This window comes from Rhodovulum marinum (assembly GCF_004343075.1).
In the GTDB taxonomy this organism is placed as follows: Bacteria; Pseudomonadota; Alphaproteobacteria; order Rhodobacterales; family Rhodobacteraceae; genus Rhodovulum; species Rhodovulum marinum.
In genome coordinates this window covers 441,178-460,705 of sequence record NZ_SLXP01000002.1, presented here as the reverse complement: position 1 = coordinate 460,705, position 19,528 = coordinate 441,178, and the positions used below count along the sequence as shown (strand labels likewise).

Genomic DNA, 19,528 nt, shown 5'->3' with positions numbered 1-19,528 from the left:
GCCGGCCCGCGGCCGGTCTGCCTAAGGGGCGCAGGCCTGCCCCAGGAGGGACCAGGCCACCATGTCCGCGGCCGAGGGGCTCAGCGCGACCGGGGTGTCGTGCAGGATCGCCAGCCGGGTCAGCGCCTGCAGATCGGCATCGCCGCCATGGGCGATGGTCGGATCGGCGAAGAACACCACGGCGTCCAGCTCGCCCGTCGCGATCAGCGCGCCCAGCTGCTGATCGCCGCCCCGCGCGCCGCGTTGCAGCCGCTGCACGCTCAGCCCCGGCACCGCCTGCTGGATCATCCGCCCCGTCTCCCCGGTGCAGATCAGACGGTGCCCTCGCAACCGCGCGGCATGGCGCGCCACCCAGGCGCGCAGCTGCGGCTTGCGCGTGTCATGGGCCGAAAGCGCCAGCCGCCGCGGCGCGGTCGATTGCGCGCGGGCGCGCGCGGCGATCGCCAGGATCGCGCGCACCTGCGCGGCAAAACCGCCGCCCTCTGCCGGGAACGCGCCGGCCAGCGCGGCGGTGCCCACGGTGAACCCCGCCGCACCCGCCATCGCCGCCTCGGTCACGCGGGCCTCGCGGTCGATGCTGCCGGCCATTATGACGGGCTTGTCCACCGCCGCGCAGACCGCGGCCATCAGCCCCGGCACGTCGCCCGCATAGCGATAGGCCAACAGGTCCAGCCCGTGCACATGTTCCAGGTCGGCCAGCCGCCGCGCCCCGTCCACGATGGCCTCGGCCGGGCCCTCCAGCACGCTGGGATGCCCGGTCACGCGGCCCGGGAACGGGTAATAGCGCAGCGGGTGGTGGCGGGTGATCGCGGTGACGGCTTCGGCCCGCGTGCCGCCCAACAGACAGTCCACGTCCAGGTCCACCGCGGCCCGCGCCGAGGCCAGTTCGCTGTCGGCGTCCAGGCTGACCACCTCCAGGTAGGACCGCCCGCCCGCGGCGCGGATCGCCTGCGCCAGCGCGCGCAGCTGGTCGAAGGGCAGGCCCACATCCTTGAACCCGATATGCCGCGCGCCGCCCTCCAGCGCCTCGTCCAGGCGGGCGCGCGCATCGGGGATCGTGCGATCCTCCGCCGTCAGCATCAGGATGAAATCGAACGCCATGCTCAGCCCTCCGTCACGCCCGGCATGTCCTCGGCCACCAGTGGCCGCGCGCCGGTCCACTCTGCCGCGGCCTCGGCGATTTGCAAATGGTCGTGGCCAAGGCTCGCCTCGATCAGGGCCGCCAGATGGCCCAGCGCCGCGCCGGGGGTCAGTCCCGCCGCCACCAGCCCCGCAAAGACGTCGCCCACCCCGTGCGGCACGCCCGCCCGTCGCGGGCTCCGCCACAGCCGTGCGCCGTCCGTATCCACGCCCAGAACGCCCGTCTCGTCCGCCGAGACCGGCGTCGAGGTCACCAGCACCCGCGCCCCCGAGCCCGCCCGCAGCGCCTGCGCGGCGGTCAAGACGCCCTCCGGGTCATCGGCCCGCAGCCCGGTCAGCCAGCCCAGTTCGAACCGGTTCGGCGTCAGGATGCCGGCCAGCGGCACCAGACTGTCGCGCAGCGCCCGCGCCGCGTCCTCGGCGATGTACAGCCCGCCCGGATCGTCGCCCAGCACCGGGTCGACCACGACACGGGGCCGCGCGCCGCCCGCCTGCAGCCGTTCGATCAGCCCCACGGCAAGGTCCACATGCGCCGGCGTCGGCAGATAGCCGGTCAGCACCGCGTCCACCCCCGCCAGCCAGCCATTGCCCGCCAGCGCCTCGATCATCGCGGCGATCCGCGGGGCGGGCAGGGGGGCGCCGGCCACCCTTGGCCATCCCGGATGATTGGACAGGATCGTGGTGGGCAACTGCGTCACGCCATGGCCCAGCGCCTGCACCGCGGGGGCCGCGGCACACAGGCCCACATGGCCGTGGGCGACCCAACTCGACAGCATCACGATGCGCGCCACGACCGGCCTCCGGCAAAGGGGCGCGTCGCGGGCACCCCCGGCAGCCCTAGCACCGATCGCCGCCCCGCGCCTAGGGCGGGGCCGATGACGGTGCGATGACGCCGGGCCGCCATCCTCGGCGCGGTGGCGTCCGTGGGCGGCGCCGCCTCCCGCAACCATCACGGCGGATCGCGCAGAATGCCATCACCTGCTCTCGCAGCATGCACCGCCCCGCCGGGAACCCGCCCGGCCGCCATCCGCGCCGTGGCAGGCCGCTGCGTTTTGTCGCAGGGCGCGGGGATGCTATACTCCCCTTCAGCCGAGGGCGCGAACGGGGGGCGCGCAAGGGTGGACACCGGGTCAGATCGCACCGGGACGCGGCCCGCCGGGCCGGGAACCCGCACCGGGGGCTGTGCGTGCGCATGCCTTGTGGGGCCGCTGCGGCTGCGCAGCGGGACCGGCCGGGACATCACCCCCCGCCGCCCGCTTCTTCAGGCGATCCTCGCGGTGCTCGTCACCGCGCGCGACCAGTCCCGCCCGCGCAGCATCCTGCAAGAGATGTTCTGGGGCGCGGCCCCGCCCGACAAGGCCGCCGCCAGCCTGCGCAACAAGCTGTACGAACTGCGCAAGGAACTGGCGCCGCTGGGCGGCGAGGTGCTGATGGCCGACCGCCATGCCGTCTGGCTGGCCCCCGGCCGCATCCGGCTCGATCCTGCCCGGCCCGGCGGTCCGACCTTTCTGGAGGGGATGGACCTCAGGATCGAGGGCGCCGAGCTGTTCGAGGACTGGCTGCGCGAGATGCGCGCCGCCGAAGACCCCGCCCCGTCGCCGACAGGGCCCGCTGCCCCCGCGCTGTCCGGCGCCCGCGGTGCCCGGCGGATCGCGCTGGGGCTCTTGCCGTCGCTGCATGCCGGGCTGTCGCGCGCCGACCTGATCCGCGCCGACGGCTTTCCCGACGCCATCGCGCGCCTTGTTGCGCAGACCACCACGCTGGACGTGCATGACCTGCGCGGTCACGAGGTGCAGGCCGTCCCGCTGCCGGTCGAAACGGGGCAGGGGGCCACGCATTTCCTGCAGGCCCGGGTCGAACGCCGCGGCAAGCGGCTGAACCTGACCTTCCGCCTGCACGAGGCGTCCGCGCGCCGGCTGGTCTGGGTGTCCGACCCGCTGGATGCGCTGGCGCCCGACCACGAGGAAACCGTCTGTGCGCTGGCCGAAACCCTGCTGCAACAGATGGCCGCCAGCCCCGCCGCCGAGGGGTATCCCGACCTGTTCCCGTGGACCGCGCTGACCGCGCTGTTTTCGCTGGATGGCGCGCTGATCGACCGGACCGAGGCGACGGTCGAACGGATGCTGGCCGAGGGCGGGCCTGCCTACCTGGACTGCGTGCGCCTGTTCGCCCAGGTGTTCAAGCTGCACGAAGGCGTCGCCCGGCCCGAGCGCGTCACCCCCGAGGCGCTGGTCGACGTGCTGGCCGCGATGCCGCCCACGCACCCGCTCTTGCCACTGTGCCAAAGCCTGGCGGGCTATTCCGCGCATATGCTGATGGGCGAGAACGACCTGGCCGAGGCGCTGGTCGACGAGGCCGCCCGGCGTGCGCCGAACCTTGCGCTGAACCTCGACCACCTCGCGGTGATGCGGCTGATGCGCGGCGATCTGGACGGCGCCGGGGCGGCACATGCCCGCTGCCTGCGCGCCGGGGCCGCCAGCCCCTGGCGCTATACCTACGACGTGACCGGCGCGATGGTTTCGATGGCCCGCGGCGACGTGCGCGGGGCGCTGACCTGCGCCAACCGGGCGCTGATGCGCAAACCGCGTTTCCTGGGGGCGCTGCGCTACGCGATGGCGGGTTTCGCGTTGGCGGGAAATGCGGGCGATGCGCGGCGGATGCAGGCGCGGATCGCCACGCTGCGGCCGGGCCACGACCTGTCGGACTGGACCGAGAACCTGATGCGGCGCACGCCGCCCGGGCTGGGCGCGCGCCTGTCCCGCAGCCTGCGCGACAGCGGATTGGTGTGAAAGAAGGAGGAGACGAGATGACAGCGACACAGGCCGACCCCCCGGGAAAGGCGAAATACACCGAATACCGCGAGATCCTGACCGCCGCGAAACTGATCGCCACGGACACGCGCATCGAGGTGCAGGGCGATGGATACAACTCCCTGCGCGCGGCCTTGCGGGCGTACGAACAAGAAGATCCCGATATTTCCGACACTGAACGCGTCAATAAGCTTGTCGAGAAAGTGGGTGCCTTCCTTGACCGAAGCCTCGACACACCCAGCGCCTTTGGCGGCGGCAAGCTGCACAAGAGCCTGCACAAGAGCCTGCACAAGAGCCTCCACAAAAGCCTGCACAAGGCCTTTGCCGATGGCGGGGCCGTGCAGGTCGCCACCGGCGGGCTGGCCTGGCCCACGATCGAGGTGCCCTGGCGCGAACTCGGCCTGCTTTACAAGGCCAGGGATCGCCACAACTGGGACCGGCTTCCGTTGGAACCGCCACCCGCGGTCGACGACCGCATGGCCGAAATCCCGCGCCTGCGCGCGTTGCAAGAGAAACTGCGCCTGCCCGAGAACGCCTGGCGCCGCCGCCGTATCGAGATCGAGGCCGGTAACGACCTGACCGCCTACATGCTGCCGCTGGGCGCCGACGTCACCTCGCCCGGCAGCCAGACCGCTGTGATGTTCCAGACCATCCTCTGGCTCGGCAGCCTGATCGGGCTGGTCTACAAGGCGCGTTTCAACGCCTCGCGCCCGCACGTGCTCGACCCGGCGCTGGAACCCTATATCCCGGTGCCGGCCTATTCGTCCTACCCCTCGAACCACGCCTTCCAGTCCTACCTGATCGCCGAGGTCTTTGCCCGCGCCGTGCCCGAACACCCGGGCCTGCCCGCGCTGTTCCGCGCGGCGGGCGAGGTGGCCGAGAACCGCGAATGGGCGGGGCTGCATGTCGCCTCGGACACCGCGGCGGGGCGTAGGCTGGCGCGGCTGTGCGGGCCGCTGTTCGAAGAGATTCTCAAGGACCAGATCCGCGTCGTCCGCGCGGAATGGCTGGGCGAAGGAGCGAGCCGATGACCGAGACATCCCGGAACTCCCTGAACCGTGACACCTGCGGGTCGCATCCGCTGGGCAAGGGCTTGCGCCCCTCGTTCCATGCCCTGTGGCACCTGCCCGAGGGCCGCCTTGGCGTGGTGAAGGACCTGACCCATTTCGAAAGCGCCGACTGGGAGGAGGCATCCACCGCCGACAAGCCGGTGCGCGTCGCGATCATCGACACGCCCATCGCCCACGATCACCCCAACCTGCAAGGCGCGATCGACCTTGGCCTGATGCGCGATTTCTCGCTCTCGCCCGCAGGCGCGTTCGTGTTGCCCCGTCTCGACCCGACCGATTTTCCCGACGACGATGAAAGTCGCCAGAATCTCAAAACGACAATCGAGCAAAAGAACCTGGAAAACGAACCGCTGGGCAAGCGCATCCTCGCAGAAATCCATGGGCCCGATACCGACCCGCCGCATATCATTCCCGGCGCCCATGGCACGGCGCTTGCCGGGCTGATCGGCGCCCGCCCGGCCCGGGTCTGCCTGCGCAAGCCCGATTACCATGAAATCGACAAGCGCTGCTCGATCGTCGGGGCGCAGGAGCTGCCCTATTGCGGAATCAACCCGTTCTGCCGGATCGTGCCGATCTCGATCGGGGCCGGGCCCGATCCCGACATGCTGGCCGGGGCGCTGGACTACGCGTACCTGATCGACGCCGATATCGTGGTGATCGCCGATTCCTGGGACCGCCCGGACGACTGGCACCGCCACGATGGCTGGCGGCGCGTCGAAACGGTGTTCCTGAAACTCTGCCGCCAAAGCCGGGTGTTCTGCGCCGCCGGCAACGAACCGGCCGATGCGCTGGTCTACCCGGCGGCGCTGGCGCGCAAGCCGGGCAAGGACGTGCGCGATACCGGTCCCTGGGCGGTGGGCGCCTGCACCCTCGATGGCAAGGACCTCAGCTATTCGCCGAACTGGCAGGCGATCAACGGCAACGGGCACCGGATGATCCGCACGCTGAGCACCGAGCATTCCCGCTATGACCGCGAGGTGGGTGCCCGGCTCGACCCGTGGGAGATCGTGGACGAGGAACTGGGCCGTCCCCCGGGCGACCCGGATTTTCCGCCCCATGACATCATCTCGACCGACGTTCCGGGCCCGGCGGGCTATAACCCCTCGGTCTATGACCACACCCCCGGCGCAGGCGGCGAGCATTACGAGATCGCCTCGCTCTATTGCCGGTTCTCGGGCACCTCTGCGGCCACCGCCATCGCCGCGGGGCTGGTCAGCCTGGCGATGCAGTCGGGCAAGTCCCCCGGGCAAGGCCGCGCCGATCCGGGCGCCACGCTGTTCGACCTGGGAACCGCCGCACGGCTGGTGTGCCACTACTGAACCCGGGGTGGCCACCGCGCGCCGATCCCGGCATGAAAAAAGGGGGGCCAAGGCCCCCCGCACTCGTCCGACAGGGAGTATCGTTCGCCCGCTCAGCGGGCCGGGGCGACGCCCGAGGTCGACATCACGCCCGAACGGGCCACGGCATCGACGACGGCGGCCTCGAACGCGGCGCGCTGCTTGTGGATCAGCTTGATCCGCTGGCCGCGCTGGAACCCGCCGGTGGTGTAGATCTGCACCATCTCGTGCCGGGTATAGGCGTCGGGATCGACCTTCAGTTCGCGGGCGATCTGTTCGCTTGCAAAGGCCGGGGCGGCCAGGCCAAGTGCAAGGGCGACGATAGCGGTTTTCTTCAGCATGTCTCTTCCTCCAGGTTCTTTTGGTTCGATCCCGCCCGTCTGAACGGGATGTCCCCACCCTGCAGGAGGCGCGTCATCGCACCGTCATCGCCGCCAGCGTGCCAGAACCGCGCCCGCATCCCCGCGCGCGTCGCGCGGTGGGGTAGGGGGCGGCGCGGGCGTTGCGGAAAAGCGCGGCGCCGGGGCCGGTTGCGTTACGCCCGCCACCTCGACGAACGTGGCCCGCGCGGCGTTGTGGGGATCGGCCAGCGCCGCGTCCCAGTCCAGCACTGGGCTCAGACAGGCGTCCACGCCCTCGAACCGCGCCAGCCATTCGGCCCGCGTCCGGCTGCGGAAGGCCGCGGCCAGACGGTCCCGCCACTCGGGCCAGCGCGCGCGGTCGTCCACCGGATGGAAATCGGCAGGGTCCAGGTCCAGGCCGGTCAGCAATGCCCTCAGGAATTGCGGCTCCAGGGCGCCCACTGCCACAAAGGCCCCGTCCGCGCAGGCATAGACCCCATAGTGAAACGCGCCGCCATCCAGCAGGTTCGCCGCCCGGCCGCCCTTCCACGCGCCGCCCGCGCGGAACCCGTGGATCATCGCCGACAACAGCGCCGCGCCATCGGTCATCGCCGCATCCACCACCTGGCCCGCCCCGGTCCGCCCCGCCGCGATCAGCCCGGCCAGCATCCCGAAGGCCAAGAGCATGCCCCCACCGCCGAAATCGCCCACCAGGTTCAGCGGCACCGCGGGCCGGTCCGCCGGCCCGATCGCGGACAAAACCCCGGTCAGGCCGATATAGTTGATGTCGTGCCCCGCGCGTTGCGCCAGCGGCCCGTCCTGTCCCCAGCCGGTCATCCGCCCGTAGACCAGCCGCGGATTGCGCGACAGGCAGATCTCGGGCCCCAGCCCCAGCCGCTCCATCACGCCGGGGCGGAACCCCTCGATCAGACCGTCCGCCTCGGCCACCAGGTCCAGCGCCATCGCACGCCCCGCTTCGGATTTCAGGTCCAGCGCCACGCCCTCGCGCCCCCGCGCCAGAACGTCCGCCGGGCTGTCCATCGTGGCGATGTCGGACCGCCGCACGGGCGGGTGGATGCGCAGCACCTCGGCCCCGTGATCGGCCAGCATCATCGCGGCAAAGGGCGCGGGGCCAAGTCCCACGAACTCGACCACCCGCAGCCCCGCCAGCGCGCCGGTCATGCGCCCAGTGCCCGCGCGATCACCATGCGCTGGATATCGCTGGTGCCCTCGTAGATCTGGCACACCCGCACGTCGCGATAGATGCGTTCGACCGGGAAATCGCGGGTATAGCCGTATCCGCCCAGCGTCTGGATCGCGTCCGAACACACCGCCTCGGCCATTTCGGACGCGAACAGCTTGGCCATCGACGCCTCTTTCAGCGCGGCCCGCCCCGCGTCGCGCAGCGCCGCGGCATGAAGCACCATCTGCCGCGCGGCCTCGATCCGGGTGGCCATGTCGGCCAGGCGGAACGCGACCGCCTGGTGGTCGCGGATCGGCTTGCCCATGCTGACGCGCTCGCCCGCATAGGCCAGCGCCGCCTGGAACGCCGCGTGCGCCATGCCGACCGATTGCGCGGCGATCCCGATGCGCCCGCCCTCCAGGTTCGACAACGCGATGCGGTAACCCTGGCCTTCCTCGCCCAGCAGGTTTTCCGCAGGCAACTCGACCCCTTCCAGCGCGATCTGCGCGGTGTCCGACAGGGTCTGGCCCAGCTTCTTTTCCAGCGACGCCACGCGATAGCCCGGCGTGCCCGTCGGCACCAGGAAGGCCGAAATTCCCTTCTTGCCGGCGTCGGGGTCGGTCACCGCGAACACGATGGCAAGATCGGCGTTCTGCCCGTTGGTGATGAACTGCTTGACCCCGTCGATCACCCAGCCCGCCTTCGTCCGCCGCGCCCGCGTCTTCAGCGCCGCGGCGTCCGATCCCGCCTGCGGTTCGGTCAGGCAGAACGCGCCCAGCATTTCGCCCGCCGCCATCGGCCGCAGGAACCGCGCCTTCTGGTCCTCGCTGCCAAAGCGCAGGATCGGCACGCAGCCGACCGAGTTGTGCACCGACATGATCGTGGACACCGCCCCGTCGCCCGCCGCGATTTCCTCCAGCGCCAGGGCATAGGCCACGTGGTCGACCATCGCGCCGCCCCACTCCTCGGGGACCAGCATCCCCATCAGCCCCAGCCGGCCCATCTCGGCCAGATCCCCGGCGGGGAATTCGCCGGTGGCGTCCCGTTCGCCCGCCTTCGGCGCAAGGCGCTCTTCGGCAAAGCGGCGCGCCATCTCGCGCACCATCTCGTGGTCGTCGCTCAGCAACATCTCTCACCTCCTCCGGCGCCCCTCCCCGGGCGCCCCCTGTCACCGGCTATAGCCCCGGCCCGATGGCCCCGGCAACCACGGCCATGCCCGCGCAGGGGTTGACGGCTGTCAATGCCGCTCGCCCCAGGCGCTAGCATACTGCCCGCACCCGGTCCCCGGACACCATGTTTCCAAGGAGGACACGCCATGACCACCCCCATCGACCGCCGCCTGTTGCGCAAGATCCAGAACGGCGCCCTGCGCCGGCTGCCCGCACGCCGCCGCCAGGCGACCAACCTGTTCGTGCTGGACGACGTGCAGAAACCCGGCGCCCTGCTGCGCGCCCGCCACCAGGAAATCCCGGTGGACCGCGACACCGCGGTGATCTTCGCCGATGACGAACCGCTCGCGAACTGGAGCCATGATTGCCGCTACCTGCTGCATGACGCGCGCACCGGCGAGATGTACCGCGAGGTGCAGGCAGGCTTTCCGCCCTTCCTGCTGGACCCGCCCGACACGTTCCGCGCCTTCCACCTGCCGGTGGTCGCGCAGAACCCGCTGCGCCGGGTCTGGACGCTGGAACGCGAACGCTTCGTCTTTCGCCTGCCCAAGGGGCGGCGCTACGCGATCCTGTATTCCGGCGCCTCGAACAACCGCCATGTCAACGACATGGAATTCCTTTACCGCGAACTGGTGGACCAGTTCTATTTCCGCGAAGAGGACATCACCGTGCTGAACTATGACGGCACGCTGAACTATGCGGGCGGGCCGAAACCCGTTGGCAACTATCCCGGCGACGGCACGCCCTACCGGATGCCGGTCGACGGGCCGGGCACGCGCGCCGCGCTGTCGGATGCGCTTGACGCGCTCAAGCCCAAGCTCAAGGCCGACGACACGCTGTTGATCCACACCAACAACCATGGCGGCCATGACGGGACCGAGTCCTATCTCTGCACCTATTCCGGCGCCGATTACGGGGCGGCGGATTTCGGCACGAAACTGTCCGAACTGCCCGCCTTTGCCGACCTGGTGGTGATGATGGAACAATGCCACTCGGGCGGCTTCAACGACCGGGTGATCGAGAATTCGACCGCCGCGCGCACGACCTTCGCCGGGGCCTGCACCGAGCGGAAGAACTCCATCGGCGGGGCCGAATTCGACCCCTTCGCGCGCGACTGGATTTCCGCGCTCGCGGGTGCCGACCCCTATGGCGGGGCCTTGGCCTCCGATCCCGACCACGACGCCAGCGGGCGCATCTCGGCGCGCGAGGCCTTCGCCTATGCCGATGACGTGCACCACTGGTATGACAGCCCGGTCTACTCGGCCTTTGGCGTGGATGCGGGCGACCAGACGCTGCACCAGAAATGGCGTTACCTGTTCCTGCACCGCGAACTGGTGATGCGCGAGATCGAGGAATTGCGCCTGCGCATCGACGATCCGCGCAAGTTCCGCGAAATCATGCGCGAAAAGGTGCTGCCGGCGCTGGGCGATCTCGACGACCGACTGGTGGCGCGGCCCGAACGCCCCGAGGCGATCGAAAAGATCATCCGCGAGGCCGTGGCGGGCCTGCCCGGGTGACGGGGTTGGCGCCCGACTGGACGCAGCTGGCGGGGGCGGCGCTGGCCGCCCTCGACCCGGCCGAGCGTGAAACGGCGATCCTTTACCTCGTTCGCCGGATGATCCCGGCGGGCGCGCCGCTGCCCTGGCCCGAGGGGACGGGGCTGCGCTTCGATCAAGCGGTGGCGCTGGCCTTCGCCGACCTGGAACCCGGCGTGAACTGGACCCACCGCGCGCGCTACCTGGTGCTCGGGTCCGGCGGCGCGGTGCTGGACCGGATCGACACCGACCGCCCGCCCTTCCTGCGCGGGGTGCCGGACGACCTTTACCTGGTCCACCTGGGGGAAAACGCCCCCGCCTGGGCCGCCGCCACCGGCCGGAGGCTCGACCGTTAGGGGGCGAGGGGGGCGCGGGGCAGGGCAATCGGCCCGGCCCCGCGCCCATTCGTCAGGCACCTAGCGGAACTTGCGGATCTCGCCCGATTTCAGCCGTGACAGGTAGCTGTCCAACTCCCGCTTGACGATGGGCATCAACACGTAAAGCGCGATGATGTTCACCACCGCCATGGCAAAGATCGCCGCATCCGAGAAGTCGATCACCGGCCCAAGGCTCGCCGCCGCGCCGATCACCACGAAGATGCAGAAGATCACCTTGAAGATCAGCTCGGTGACCTTGCCCTCGCCGAACAGGTAGGTCCAGGCCTTCAGCCCGTAATAGGACCAGCTGATCATCGTCGAGAAGGCGAACAGGATCACCGCCAGCACCAGGATGTACTGGAACCAGCCGAAGGCCGACGAGAACGCCGCCGAGGTCAGCGCCACGCCCGAATTGCCGTCCACGGTCTGGATCGCGGTGCCCGCCTCGTTCAGGATGTAGCGCCCGGTTTCGGGGTCGGCGATCAGTTGCCCGGTGATGATGATGACCAGCGCCGTCATGGTGCAGATCACCACGGTGTCGATGAACGGTTCCAAAAGCGACACGAAGCCTTCGGTGATCGGCTCCTTGGTGCGCACCGCCGAGTGGGCGATGGCTGCGGACCCCACGCCCGCCTCGTTCGAGAACGCGGCCCGGCGGAACCCCTGGATCAGCGCGCCGATCATGCCGCCCGCGACCCCCAGGCCCGTAAAGGCGCCCGCGAAGACCTGCCCGAAGGCCCAGCCGATCTTGTCGGCGTTCAGCCCGATGATGACCAGCGCCGTGAGCACGTAGAGGATGCCCATGAACGGCACGACCTTCTCGGTCACCCGCGCGATGGATTTCAGCCCGCCCACGATCACCGCAAAGACGACACCCGCCAGCACGATGCCGGTGATCCAGCCCGGGTAGTCGCCGACCACATTTGCGATCTGGGCATGCGCCTGGTTGGCCTGGAACATGTTGCCGCCCCCCAGCGCGCCCAGGATGCAGAACACCGCGAAGAACACCGCCAGGATCCTGCCGCCCGGCAGCCCACGCTCGGCAAAGCCCTTGCTCATGTAATACATCGGCCCGCCCGAAACGGTGCCGTCGGGGTATTCGTTGCGGTATTTTACGCCCAGCGTGCACTCGGTGAACTTGGACGCCATGCCCAGAAGACCCGCAAGGATCATCCAGAACGTCGCCCCGGGCCCTCCGATGCCGACCGCGACCGCGACACCCGCGATGTTGCCCAGGCCCACCGTGCCCGACAGGGCAGTCGCCAGCGCCTGGAAATGGCTGACCTCGCCCGCGTCGTTCGGGTCGGAATAGTCGCCCTTCACCAGCGCGATGGAATGCGGGAAGGCGCGGAACTGGATCAGCCCGAAATAGACCGTGAAGACGCAGGCGCCGACCACCAGCCACAGCACGATCCACGGAAACGACGTGCCGGGCAGCGGTGCGAAGATGAAGCTGACGAACCAGCCGGTGGAATTGGCGAAGATCTCGTTGACCTTCGCGTCGATGGATTGCGCCGCGGCCGGTGCGGCCATCGCGCAAAGGGCGGCAAGGGCGACCAGCGCGCCCGCGAAAGACCTGTTCATGTCGTGATCCTTTTTCCGGGGCTCATGGCACGATGGTGACGGGGATGGGCGCGGCCTGGGCCAGCGTGCCCGCGACCGACCCGAACAGCCGCGAGGCCAGGGCCGAATGGCCGGTGCGGCCGATGACGATCTGGCTGATGTCATGTTCCGTGGCGAGCCGGCACAGCGTTTCTGCGATATGGCCGTATTTCAATTCGGTTTCGACCGCGATCCCCGCGCTCTTCAGCCGGGCGACGACGGGCGCCAGCAAGGCGGTTTCGGCGCGCGCCAGTTCCTCGTTGCGCCGCTTGTGGCGTTCGGCCAGTTCCTCGGGCGTCAGGAACGAATAGGGCGACCATTCCAGGACATGCGCGATCAGGATATCCGCCCCCTCGGCCTTGGCCCGGCCCGCGGCATAGTCGACCGCGCGCTGGGCGCTGTCGCTGCCGTCATAGCCGACAAGTATCTTTCCGGTCATCTGTCCACTCCCTCTTGGCATCTGCCGATCCGCCCAAGACTAAAGACAATCGCGCGAATCCGGACAGGCTTTTTTCCCGGCCGACATGCCGCGCGGCCGGATCTGCGGAAAATCAGGGGCGAAAAAGCGGGCGTTGCCGGGTTTTCTTCCAGCGCGCGCATCGTTTGCGGCACTGGCAGCAGGGTGAGCGGCGACAGGAGGTTTTGACACTCGCGGATTTTCGGCGCCTTTGAAGTCAAAGGTTTGGCGGGTAGCGATTTGCAGGGATTTTGACAGTTTCAGAGCTTTTCAGCGGCCAGACGGGGCGTGCCTGGCTGTTCGATGCCAGGGTTTGATGGTGCGATCCGTTCGATGGAATGGAAGGACGCCTTGCGGGACAAGTACGTCATGGCGGAGCCACGACCACGCCCGCCATCAGGGCAGCAATGCTGCGGTCGCAAGCTTTGACCGCGGAACCGAGCCGGAAACCCGGGATCGATCCGAAGACGGTCGCGAAGGGGCGCAAGCGGCCGTCGGTCGAGGATCGCAAGACCGGGCCGAGGGAGCCACGCTCGACCGTTCTCGGCGAGGAAGACCAGGCCGTCATTGTCGATTTGCCTCGCGCATTGGCCGCCGGTTCGTTCAGTTCACGGCGGTCTCGGACCGGTTGCCTTTCCCAGCAGGTGACCGGCCCATCCCGCCCGCGCCGTCCCATGCCGCGCCTTATGTCGATATCCTCGGCTCGGCGCTGGCGGTGCGCTTCCTTCTGACCTTCGGCGGGGCCGACCTCTACATGGCCGCCAACCCGACCGAACGCGCGCGCGTGGTGCAGCTCGTAGGCGTGGACCTGGCCCGCGCGCTGGGCGCGGCGGACCTTCCGTCCCGCGTGCCGCTCGCCAAGCCCGGGCTGGCCGCCTGCCTGTCGCATGAGGGCCAGACCGTCGCCGAGATCGCCCGCATGCTCCGCGCCAGCGACACGAGCGTTCGGGGCTGGCTGAAGTGCAACCCTTACCGGCCTTCACCTGCCCGATGGAGGGACGCATGAGCCGCGCCCACCGCCCCGGCCGCCCACCCAAGATTGACGGCGACCCCGAATTGCGCGCCTTCATCCGCGCGCATCGACCGGATGACCTTCATTGACCTGGCCGACGAAGTCGCCAAGGCATTCCCCCCCGAGCGCCGCGTCGGAAAGAGCGCCATTCATGCCTGGTGGCGGAAGAACCGGCGCTGATCCACGACCCCGGACGGTGCCGGGCCATCCCGGATAGCCCGCGGACTTCGGTGGTCTTCCGGTATCAAAACCCGTGTAATCCCCTGTCAGAACCTCGTGTAACTACACACGAGGCGACCGGCCGGGGGGCGCTGCCCCCCGGACCCCCCGGGATATTTGCGGCCAGAAGAAGCCACAGGGTCCTTCTTCTTGGTGCAAGTACCCTGGGGGGTCTGGGGGGCAAAGCCCCCCAGCCGGTCGCCCCGGCGACAGCCGGGGCGAAACCCGAAACGCGTGGCGGTTCAGGTCGGGGTGGGGTGTGTCGTTTCGCGCAGGCGTTGGAAGCGGGCCTGCGCCGCGGCGCAGGCCCCGGACAGGCCGGGATCGGGTTCGAAGCGGCGCGCGACCGGCGGCGGGGTGCAGATCGTGGCCGGGTCCGCCCTTTCCGCCGCGATCAGCCCCAGCCGCGCCGCGCCGAAGGCCGCGCCGCCCGCGCCCGCCGCGGGCCGGTCCACCGCCAGCCCCAGCACGCCGGCGATGATCGACAGCCACAGGTCCGACCGCGCGCCGCCGCCCACCGCCAGCAGGCGGGCGGGCCGCGTGCCGGCGGCCTGGAGCGCGTCGAGATTGTCCTTCAGCGCGAAGGCCACGCCGTCCAGCACCGCGCGGGTCATGTCCTCGCGCGTAGTACCCGCCGAGACCCCGTGAAAGCCCGCCCGCAGCCCCGGGTCGTTATGCGGCGTCCGCTCGCCCGAGAGGTAGGGCAGGAAGGTGACGGGCGAGGGCGGGCCGACCTGCTCGCCCAGGTCCGCGATCAGCCGGGCCGGGGTGGCGCCCGCGATGCCCGCGAACCAGGCCAGCGCCGAGGCCGCCGACAGCATCACCCCCATCTGGTGCCAGCGTCCCGGCAGCGCGTGGCAGAAGCTGTGCACCGCCGTTTCGGGGCGCGGTGTGTAGGCGTCGCAGGCCGCGAACAGCACGCCCGAGGTGCCCAGCGACACGAACCCGTCGCCCGGCGCCACCGTGCCCAGCCCCACGCCCGAGGCCGCGTTGTCGCCCGCGCCGCCCGCCACCACCGTGCCGGGGCGCATCCCCCAGCGCGCCGCCAGTTCGGTCCGCAGCCCGCCCGAGGGCGCCGTGCCCTCGACAAGTGCCGGCATCTGCGCCCGGTCCATGCCGCTGGCCGCCAGCAGCCTGTCCGACCAGTCCCGCGCGCCCGTGTCCAGCCAGGCCGTTCCGGCGGCGTCGGACATCTCGGACACGTGCTCGCCGGTCAGCCACAGCCGCAGGTAATCCTTGGGCAGCAGCACGCGTGCCACCCGTGCGAACAGCGCGGGGTCGGTTTCCTTCAGCCAGACCAGTTTCGGCGCGGTGAAGCCGGGGAACACGATATTGCCCGAGATCGCCCGGAAGTCGGGATCGGCGTCCAGCCGCGCGGCCTGTTCGGCGCTGCGCGTGTCGTTCCACAGGATGCAGGGGGCCAGCACCCGGTCATCCGCCGCCAGAAGCGTCGCGCCATGCATCTGTCCCGACAGCCCGATGCCCGCGATATCGGCCATCCGCGCGCCCAGTTCGGCGCGCAACGCCTCCATCACTGCCTCGGCCGCGGCGATCCAGTCGGCGGGCGGCTGTTCCGACCAGCCGGGGCGCGGGTGGCTGGAGGTCATCGCCGCATCGCGGCTGGCGATCACATGTTGGTCCTCGTCGATCACCACCGCCTTCAGTGCCGAGGTGCCCAGATCCAGCCCCAGATACAGCATCGCTTGCCCCCTAGGTGGTGGCGACGATGGCGTCGGGCCGGATGCCCGAGCGCCGGATATACGCGGCCACGTCACAGCCGGCGAACAGCCCGTGATCGGCCACCAGCACCGTGCCCAGCCCCGCCGCGCGCCCGCCCAGGATATCGGTGTGCAACGTGTCGCCCACCATCGCGTAGTTTCCCGGCCCCATCCGGTCCAGCACCGCCTGGAACGCCGCGCCATAGGGTTTGCCGAAGAAATGCGGCATCTGCCCCGTCCGGTCGGCCAGGTCGTGGCCCCAATAGCCCGGCTCGATCGTCAGCCGCCCCTCGCGCGGGGCGACGAGGTCGGGATTGGCGATCACTACCGGCCGGGGCAGCGCGTCGAGCGCCGAGACCAGACGGTCCTGCCAGGCGGGCGTCCAGCGCGCGGACGACAGGAACAGGATCGCGTCGGCCCGGTATAACGCCGCCGGGTCCGCCATCGCGTCGGTCAGGTCGGCGGGGATATCCGCGAAATCGTCGCCCTCGGCGCAGATCGCCGCCCAGCGCGCGCCCGGTGCCACGGCCTCCAGGTGTGCGGCGGCGATATCGCGGCTGGAGACCACCTCGTCCACGGTGAAATCGAACCCCAGGCGCCGGTACTTGGCCTCGGCTTCCGCGCGGGTGTAACTCGCCGCGTTGGTCAGCACGCACAGCCGCTTGCCCATCGCCCTCAGCCGCGCCATCCGTTCCACCGCGCCGGGGATCGGCGTGTCGCCCACGTTCAGCACCCCGAACGCGTCGAGGACGAACCCGTCGAACCGCTCGGCCACGTCTTCCAGCGTGCCCGCGTGTTGCGGCACCACGTCGAACGCCGCCGCGGGCAACCTCTCGTGCAAGTCCTCGTAGCGGGCGAAGGTCGTCTCGACGTCCAGGCACAGGTCAGACACTGGTGAACCCGCCTTCCACCATCAACAGATGGCCGTTCACCAGTTCGGAGGCGGGCGAGGCGAGGTAAAGCGCCGCGTCCGCGATCTCGACCGGTTCGCCGAACCGGCGCAGGGGTGTTGCCGCGATGAAGGGGGCCGATTTCTCCTCGGGGCCCCAGATCTCGCGGCCCATCGGGGTCATCACCACCGTGGGGCAGATCGCGTTGACCTGCACGTTGAACCGCGCCCATTCCGCGCACAGCGATTTCGTCAGCGCGTTCAGCCCGCCCTTGGAACTGGCATAGGCGGCGTGGTCGTCCAGCGCGATCACGCCCGTCTGCGACGAGATGTTGATGATCTTGCCCCAGCGCTGGTCGATCATCGCGGGGGCCAGCGCCTGCGCCATCAGGAAGGGCGCGCGCAGGTTCAGCGCCATCGTCGCGTCCCAGTCCTCTGCCGTCAGCTCCAGCGCGGGCGCGGTCCGGGCGATGCCCGCGGAATTCACCAGGATGTCGATCACCCCCCAGCGGTCCAGCGCCTGTTGCGCCGCGGCCTTGCAGCCCTGCGCGGTGGACAGGTCCGCCTCGATCACCTGGCAATCGCGGCCGAAGCCGTGCACCCGTTTCGCGGTGTCGGCCAACCCCGCGGGGTCGCGGGCCACCGCGATGATGTCGGCGCCCGCCTCGGCGAAGACCGTGCAGATTTCCGCCCCGATCCCCCTGGAGGCGCCGGTGACCAGCGCGCGGCGGTTCTCGATGGAAAAGCGGTGCTGCCAGCCCGACATGGCCTCACTCCAGGTTGGTGTGGGTGGCGCGCATCGCCGCCGCGCTGACGCCCAGCCGGTCGCGCAGCATCAGCACCAGGCATTCGAAGACCAGGTATTGCGCGCCTTCGTAAAGCGATCCCATCGGCAGCACCGAGGCGGGCGCGGGCGCCTGGTCGTCGGCCATGGTCTGCGCGGGGATCGTCAGCACGCTGTCGCACAGCGCGGGCACCGGGCCGTCGGGCTGCGCCGTAATGCAGGCCGCCCGCGCGCCTGCGCCCTGCGCCACGCCCACCAGCGCGCGCACGGTGGAAAACGCCCCCGGCCCCGCGCTGACCAGCAACAGGTCGCCCGGGCCCAGCGGCGGCGTCGTCATGTCGCCCACGATATGCGCGTCCAGGCCAAGGTGATAGAGCCGCATCCCCAGCGCCTTCATCATCAGCCCCTCGCGCCCCACGCCATACAGCGCGATGCGCCCGGCGCCGGCGATCTCGTCGATCAGCGCGTCCAGCTGGGCGGCATCCACGGCCAAAGCGGCGGCCTTCATCTCCTCGGCGGCGCGGGCGGCGAGATCGGCGTAGGCGCTCATGCGGTCTCCTCCCCGAAACAGGCGTCCAGTGCGGCCGACAGTAACCCGGCCTCGTCCAGCAGGTCGAGAACCGTATAGCGCCGCCGCAGGAACCGCGCCGCGGCGACCGTCTCGCGCAGCTTGGCCTGCGTGATCCCGATCTCCTCGGGCGCGGCGGGGGCGCCCGCGCGGCGCAGCATCGCGGCCATCTCGTCGGCGGGGATCACCTGCGCGCCCAGCCGCGCGCGCAACTCGGGCCAGACCTGCCGCAGCCTGTCCAGCCGGGCGCACAGCGTGCGTGGCTCCAGCGCCTTGGCGGCGGTTTCCTCGGCCGCCCGCGCCGCCACGCCCGGATCGGGGAAGGCGCGCGCGATTTCCGCCTGCACCGCCTCGGCGGGCGCGCGGGCCGCGACCGCCGCGCCCACGTCCAGTGCGCCCAGGTCCTGCGCGATCAGCCAGTCATACAGCCGCAGCGCCGCGACACAGCCCACCGCCACGCAGGCCCCGTGGCTGACCCGTTCGCCCGCCAGGGTCAGGTTCTCCATCTCCCACAGATGCGCGATCTGGTGATCGGCCCCGGACGCGGGCCGCGACGAACCATGCGCCTCCATCGCCAACCCCACCAGCGCCAGCCCCTCGAACAGGCCCGCGATCGCCTCGAACTGGCCGCCCGCGATGGCCTCGGGCGCGGCCAGCCAGCCGCGCAACCGGTCCTGCACCATGGGCCAGGCGGTATCGTCCACCGGCTCGATGCCCAGGGCGTCGGCCACGATCCAGTCCGCACCCGCCGGCACCTTGCCCGCCAAATCTCCATAGCCCCAGCCCGCCATTTCTGGGGGTGCCGCCGCGATCACGTCCAGGTCGCCGATCACGGCCACCGGCGGGCGGCAGGGAATGGTGATCTTGAACCCCTTGTCCGACAGGGGCGAGCCGCCCGACGTGTAGCCGTCCATCGAGGCCGCCGTGGCCACGCAAAGATACCGCCGATCCCGCACGAAGGCCGCGTATTTCGCCAGGTCGTTCAGCACGCCCGAGCCCAGCGCCAGCAGGGTTTCCTCGCCCTCGATCCGCGCGGCGATCTCCTCGCCCAGCTCGCGCACGGGCTTCACCCGCGGGCGGCCCGGCAGGATCAGCCGCCGATGCGCCACGCCCGAGGTCTCCAGCGCCGCCTCGACACCCGCGCCCGCCGCGCCCCAGGTGTTGTCGTCGGCCAGGATCAGTGCGGGCCGGTCGCCCAGGGCCGCGCGCCATATGCGCCCGGTCTCGGCCAACGCGCCGCGCCCGATCTCCAGCGCCGCGACGCTTTCCGAACGCGCCACCGCGCGCGCCAGCAGGCCATCGCCCCCCGCCGCCATC

18 protein-coding genes are annotated in these 19,528 nt (G+C 70.5%); 6 read left to right on the top strand and 12 right to left on the bottom strand.

Going from position 1 to position 19,528, the window contains the following annotated elements:
* Window positions 1–21: 21 nt before the first annotated feature.
* Together EV662_RS05345 and EV662_RS05340 are read right to left on the bottom strand one after the other, a co-directional pair.
* On the bottom strand, window positions 22–1,101 hold the full coding sequence (locus EV662_RS05345) for a methylglyoxal synthase (protein ID WP_132461097.1): 1,080 nt from the start codon (window positions 1,099–1,101) through the stop codon (window positions 22–24).
* 2 nt (window positions 1,102–1,103) lie between these two features.
* Window positions 1,104–1,931 (bottom strand): PfkB family carbohydrate kinase, encoded by an 828-nt coding sequence (locus EV662_RS05340; protein ID WP_165915526.1) that lies wholly within the window; start codon window positions 1,929–1,931, stop codon window positions 1,104–1,106.
* A 408-nt stretch (window positions 1,932–2,339) separates the two neighbouring features.
* Here EV662_RS05340 and EV662_RS05335 point away from each other — a divergent pair, with 408 nt between their 5' ends.
* From EV662_RS05335 to EV662_RS05325, 3 genes are read left to right on the top strand one after another with little or no spacing between them, the layout of a single operon-like run.
* Window positions 2,340–3,929: an AfsR/SARP family transcriptional regulator gene (locus EV662_RS05335; RefSeq protein WP_132461095.1), complete on the top strand. Its 1,590-nt coding sequence runs from the start codon at window positions 2,340–2,342 to the stop codon at window positions 3,927–3,929.
* A 17-nt stretch (window positions 3,930–3,946) separates the two neighbouring features.
* Window positions 3,947–4,981, top strand: a complete 1,035-nt coding sequence (locus EV662_RS05330) for a phosphatase PAP2 family protein (RefSeq protein ID WP_132461094.1) — start codon at window positions 3,947–3,949, stop codon at window positions 4,979–4,981.
* A complete protein-coding gene (locus EV662_RS05325) occupies window positions 4,978–6,339 on the top strand; it encodes a S8/S53 family peptidase (protein WP_165915525.1) in 1,362 nt (453 codons plus the stop codon). Before EV662_RS05330 ends, EV662_RS05325 begins: the two co-directional genes overlap by 4 nt.
* A gap of 92 nt (window positions 6,340–6,431) precedes the next feature.
* Here the strand turns inward: EV662_RS05325 and EV662_RS05320 are convergent, their stop codons facing one another.
* The 3 genes from EV662_RS05320 to EV662_RS05310 all read right to left on the bottom strand — a co-directional run bounded on the left by EV662_RS05320 (window position 6,432) and on the right by EV662_RS05310 (window position 9,010).
* Window positions 6,432–6,698 carry a hypothetical protein gene (locus EV662_RS05320; protein WP_132461092.1) on the bottom strand — a complete coding sequence of 89 codons (267 nt, stop codon included), beginning with the start codon at window positions 6,696–6,698 and terminating at the stop codon, window positions 6,432–6,434.
* An 84-nt stretch (window positions 6,699–6,782) separates the two neighbouring features.
* On the bottom strand, window positions 6,783–7,880 hold the full coding sequence (locus tag EV662_RS05315; RefSeq protein ID WP_132461091.1) for a CaiB/BaiF CoA transferase family protein: 1,098 nt from the start codon (window positions 7,878–7,880) through the stop codon (window positions 6,783–6,785).
* Window positions 7,877–9,010, bottom strand: a complete 1,134-nt coding sequence (locus EV662_RS05310) for an acyl-CoA dehydrogenase family protein (protein ID WP_132461090.1) — start codon at window positions 9,008–9,010, stop codon at window positions 7,877–7,879. Before EV662_RS05310 ends, EV662_RS05315 begins: the two co-directional genes overlap by 4 nt.
* A 186-nt stretch (window positions 9,011–9,196) precedes the next feature.
* Here EV662_RS05310 and EV662_RS05305 point away from each other — a divergent pair, with 186 nt between their 5' ends.
* Together EV662_RS05305 and EV662_RS05300 are read left to right on the top strand one after the other, a co-directional pair.
* Window positions 9,197–10,567 carry a caspase family protein gene (locus EV662_RS05305; RefSeq protein WP_132461089.1) on the top strand — a complete coding sequence of 457 codons (1,371 nt, stop codon included), beginning with the start codon at window positions 9,197–9,199 and terminating at the stop codon, window positions 10,565–10,567.
* Window positions 10,564–10,941 carry a hypothetical protein gene (locus tag EV662_RS05300; RefSeq protein ID WP_132461088.1) on the top strand — a complete coding sequence of 126 codons (378 nt, stop codon included), beginning with the start codon at window positions 10,564–10,566 and terminating at the stop codon, window positions 10,939–10,941. The genes EV662_RS05305 and EV662_RS05300 overlap by 4 nt, the downstream gene beginning before the upstream one ends.
* A 60-nt stretch (window positions 10,942–11,001) precedes the next feature.
* On the opposite strand, the gene EV662_RS05295 is transcribed toward EV662_RS05300, so the two are convergent.
* Together EV662_RS05295 and EV662_RS05290 are read right to left on the bottom strand one after the other, a co-directional pair.
* Window positions 11,002–12,546 (bottom strand): alanine/glycine:cation symporter family protein, encoded by a 1,545-nt coding sequence (locus tag EV662_RS05295; RefSeq protein ID WP_132461087.1) that lies wholly within the window; start codon window positions 12,544–12,546, stop codon window positions 11,002–11,004.
* 22 nt (window positions 12,547–12,568) lie between these two features.
* Complete coding sequence (locus EV662_RS05290) at window positions 12,569–13,003, bottom strand: universal stress protein (protein ID WP_132461086.1); 435 nt, start codon at window positions 13,001–13,003, stop codon at window positions 12,569–12,571.
* 646 nt (window positions 13,004–13,649) lie between these two features.
* Here EV662_RS05290 and EV662_RS05280 point away from each other — a divergent pair.
* Entirely contained in the window at window positions 13,650–14,027 is a 378-nt protein-coding gene (locus tag EV662_RS05280; RefSeq protein ID WP_243695772.1) for a helix-turn-helix domain-containing protein, read from the top strand.
* 467 nt (window positions 14,028–14,494) lie between these two features.
* Here the strand turns inward: EV662_RS05280 and xylB are convergent, their stop codons facing one another.
* The 5 genes from xylB to EV662_RS05255 are packed head-to-tail and all read right to left on the bottom strand — an operon-like array spanning window position 14,495 to window position 19,527.
* Entirely contained in the window at window positions 14,495–15,949 is a 1,455-nt protein-coding gene (xylB, locus tag EV662_RS05275) for a xylulokinase (RefSeq protein ID WP_132461249.1), read from the bottom strand.
* A gap of 13 nt (window positions 15,950–15,962) precedes the next feature.
* Entirely contained in the window at window positions 15,963–16,862 is a 900-nt protein-coding gene (locus EV662_RS05270; RefSeq protein WP_132461084.1) for an HAD-IIA family hydrolase, read from the bottom strand.
* Window positions 16,855–17,625 carry an SDR family NAD(P)-dependent oxidoreductase gene (locus tag EV662_RS05265; protein WP_132461083.1) on the bottom strand — a complete coding sequence of 257 codons (771 nt, stop codon included), beginning with the start codon at window positions 17,623–17,625 and terminating at the stop codon, window positions 16,855–16,857. The genes EV662_RS05270 and EV662_RS05265 overlap by 8 nt, the downstream gene beginning before the upstream one ends.
* 4 nt (window positions 17,626–17,629) lie before the next feature.
* The gene (locus EV662_RS05260; RefSeq protein WP_132461082.1) at window positions 17,630–18,193 is read right to left on the bottom strand and encodes an SIS domain-containing protein; all 564 of its coding nucleotides are present in this window, start codon (window positions 18,191–18,193) and stop codon (window positions 17,630–17,632) included.
* Window positions 18,190–19,527 carry a sn-glycerol-1-phosphate dehydrogenase gene (locus tag EV662_RS05255; protein ID WP_132461081.1) on the bottom strand — a complete coding sequence of 446 codons (1,338 nt, stop codon included), beginning with the start codon at window positions 19,525–19,527 and terminating at the stop codon, window positions 18,190–18,192. Before EV662_RS05255 ends, EV662_RS05260 begins: the two co-directional genes overlap by 4 nt.
* Window position 19,528 lies beyond the last annotated feature (1 nt).

Bases quoted from the DNA above. Each gene is read 5' to 3' on its own strand.
- EV662_RS05345 (WP_132461097.1), bottom strand. From the start codon at position 1,101: ATGGCGTTCGATTTCATCCTGATGCTGACGGCGGAGGATCGCACGATC.
- EV662_RS05330 (WP_132461094.1), top strand. From the start codon at position 3,947: ATGACAGCGACACAGGCCGACCCCCCGGGAAAGGCGAAATACACCGAA.
- EV662_RS05325 (WP_165915525.1), top strand. From the start codon at position 4,978: ATGACCGAGACATCCCGGAACTCCCTGAACCGTGACACCTGCGGGTCG.
- EV662_RS05320 (WP_132461092.1), bottom strand. From the start codon at position 6,698: ATGCTGAAGAAAACCGCTATCGTCGCCCTTGCACTTGGCCTGGCCGCC.
- EV662_RS05315 (WP_132461091.1), bottom strand. From the start codon at position 7,880: ATGACCGGCGCGCTGGCGGGGCTGCGGGTGGTCGAGTTCGTGGGACTT.
- EV662_RS05310 (WP_132461090.1), bottom strand. From the start codon at position 9,010: ATGTTGCTGAGCGACGACCACGAGATGGTGCGCGAGATGGCGCGCCGC.
- EV662_RS05305 (WP_132461089.1), top strand. From the start codon at position 9,197: ATGACCACCCCCATCGACCGCCGCCTGTTGCGCAAGATCCAGAACGGC.
- EV662_RS05295 (WP_132461087.1), bottom strand. From the start codon at position 12,546: ATGAACAGGTCTTTCGCGGGCGCGCTGGTCGCCCTTGCCGCCCTTTGC.
- EV662_RS05290 (WP_132461086.1), bottom strand. From the start codon at position 13,003: ATGACCGGAAAGATACTTGTCGGCTATGACGGCAGCGACAGCGCCCAG.
- EV662_RS05265 (WP_132461083.1), bottom strand. From the start codon at position 17,625: ATGTCGGGCTGGCAGCACCGCTTTTCCATCGAGAACCGCCGCGCGCTG.
- EV662_RS05260 (WP_132461082.1), bottom strand. From the start codon at position 18,193: ATGAGCGCCTACGCCGATCTCGCCGCCCGCGCCGCCGAGGAGATGAAG.
- EV662_RS05255 (WP_132461081.1), bottom strand. From the start codon at position 19,527: ATGGCGGCGGGGGGCGATGGCCTGCTGGCGCGCGCGGTGGCGCGTTCG.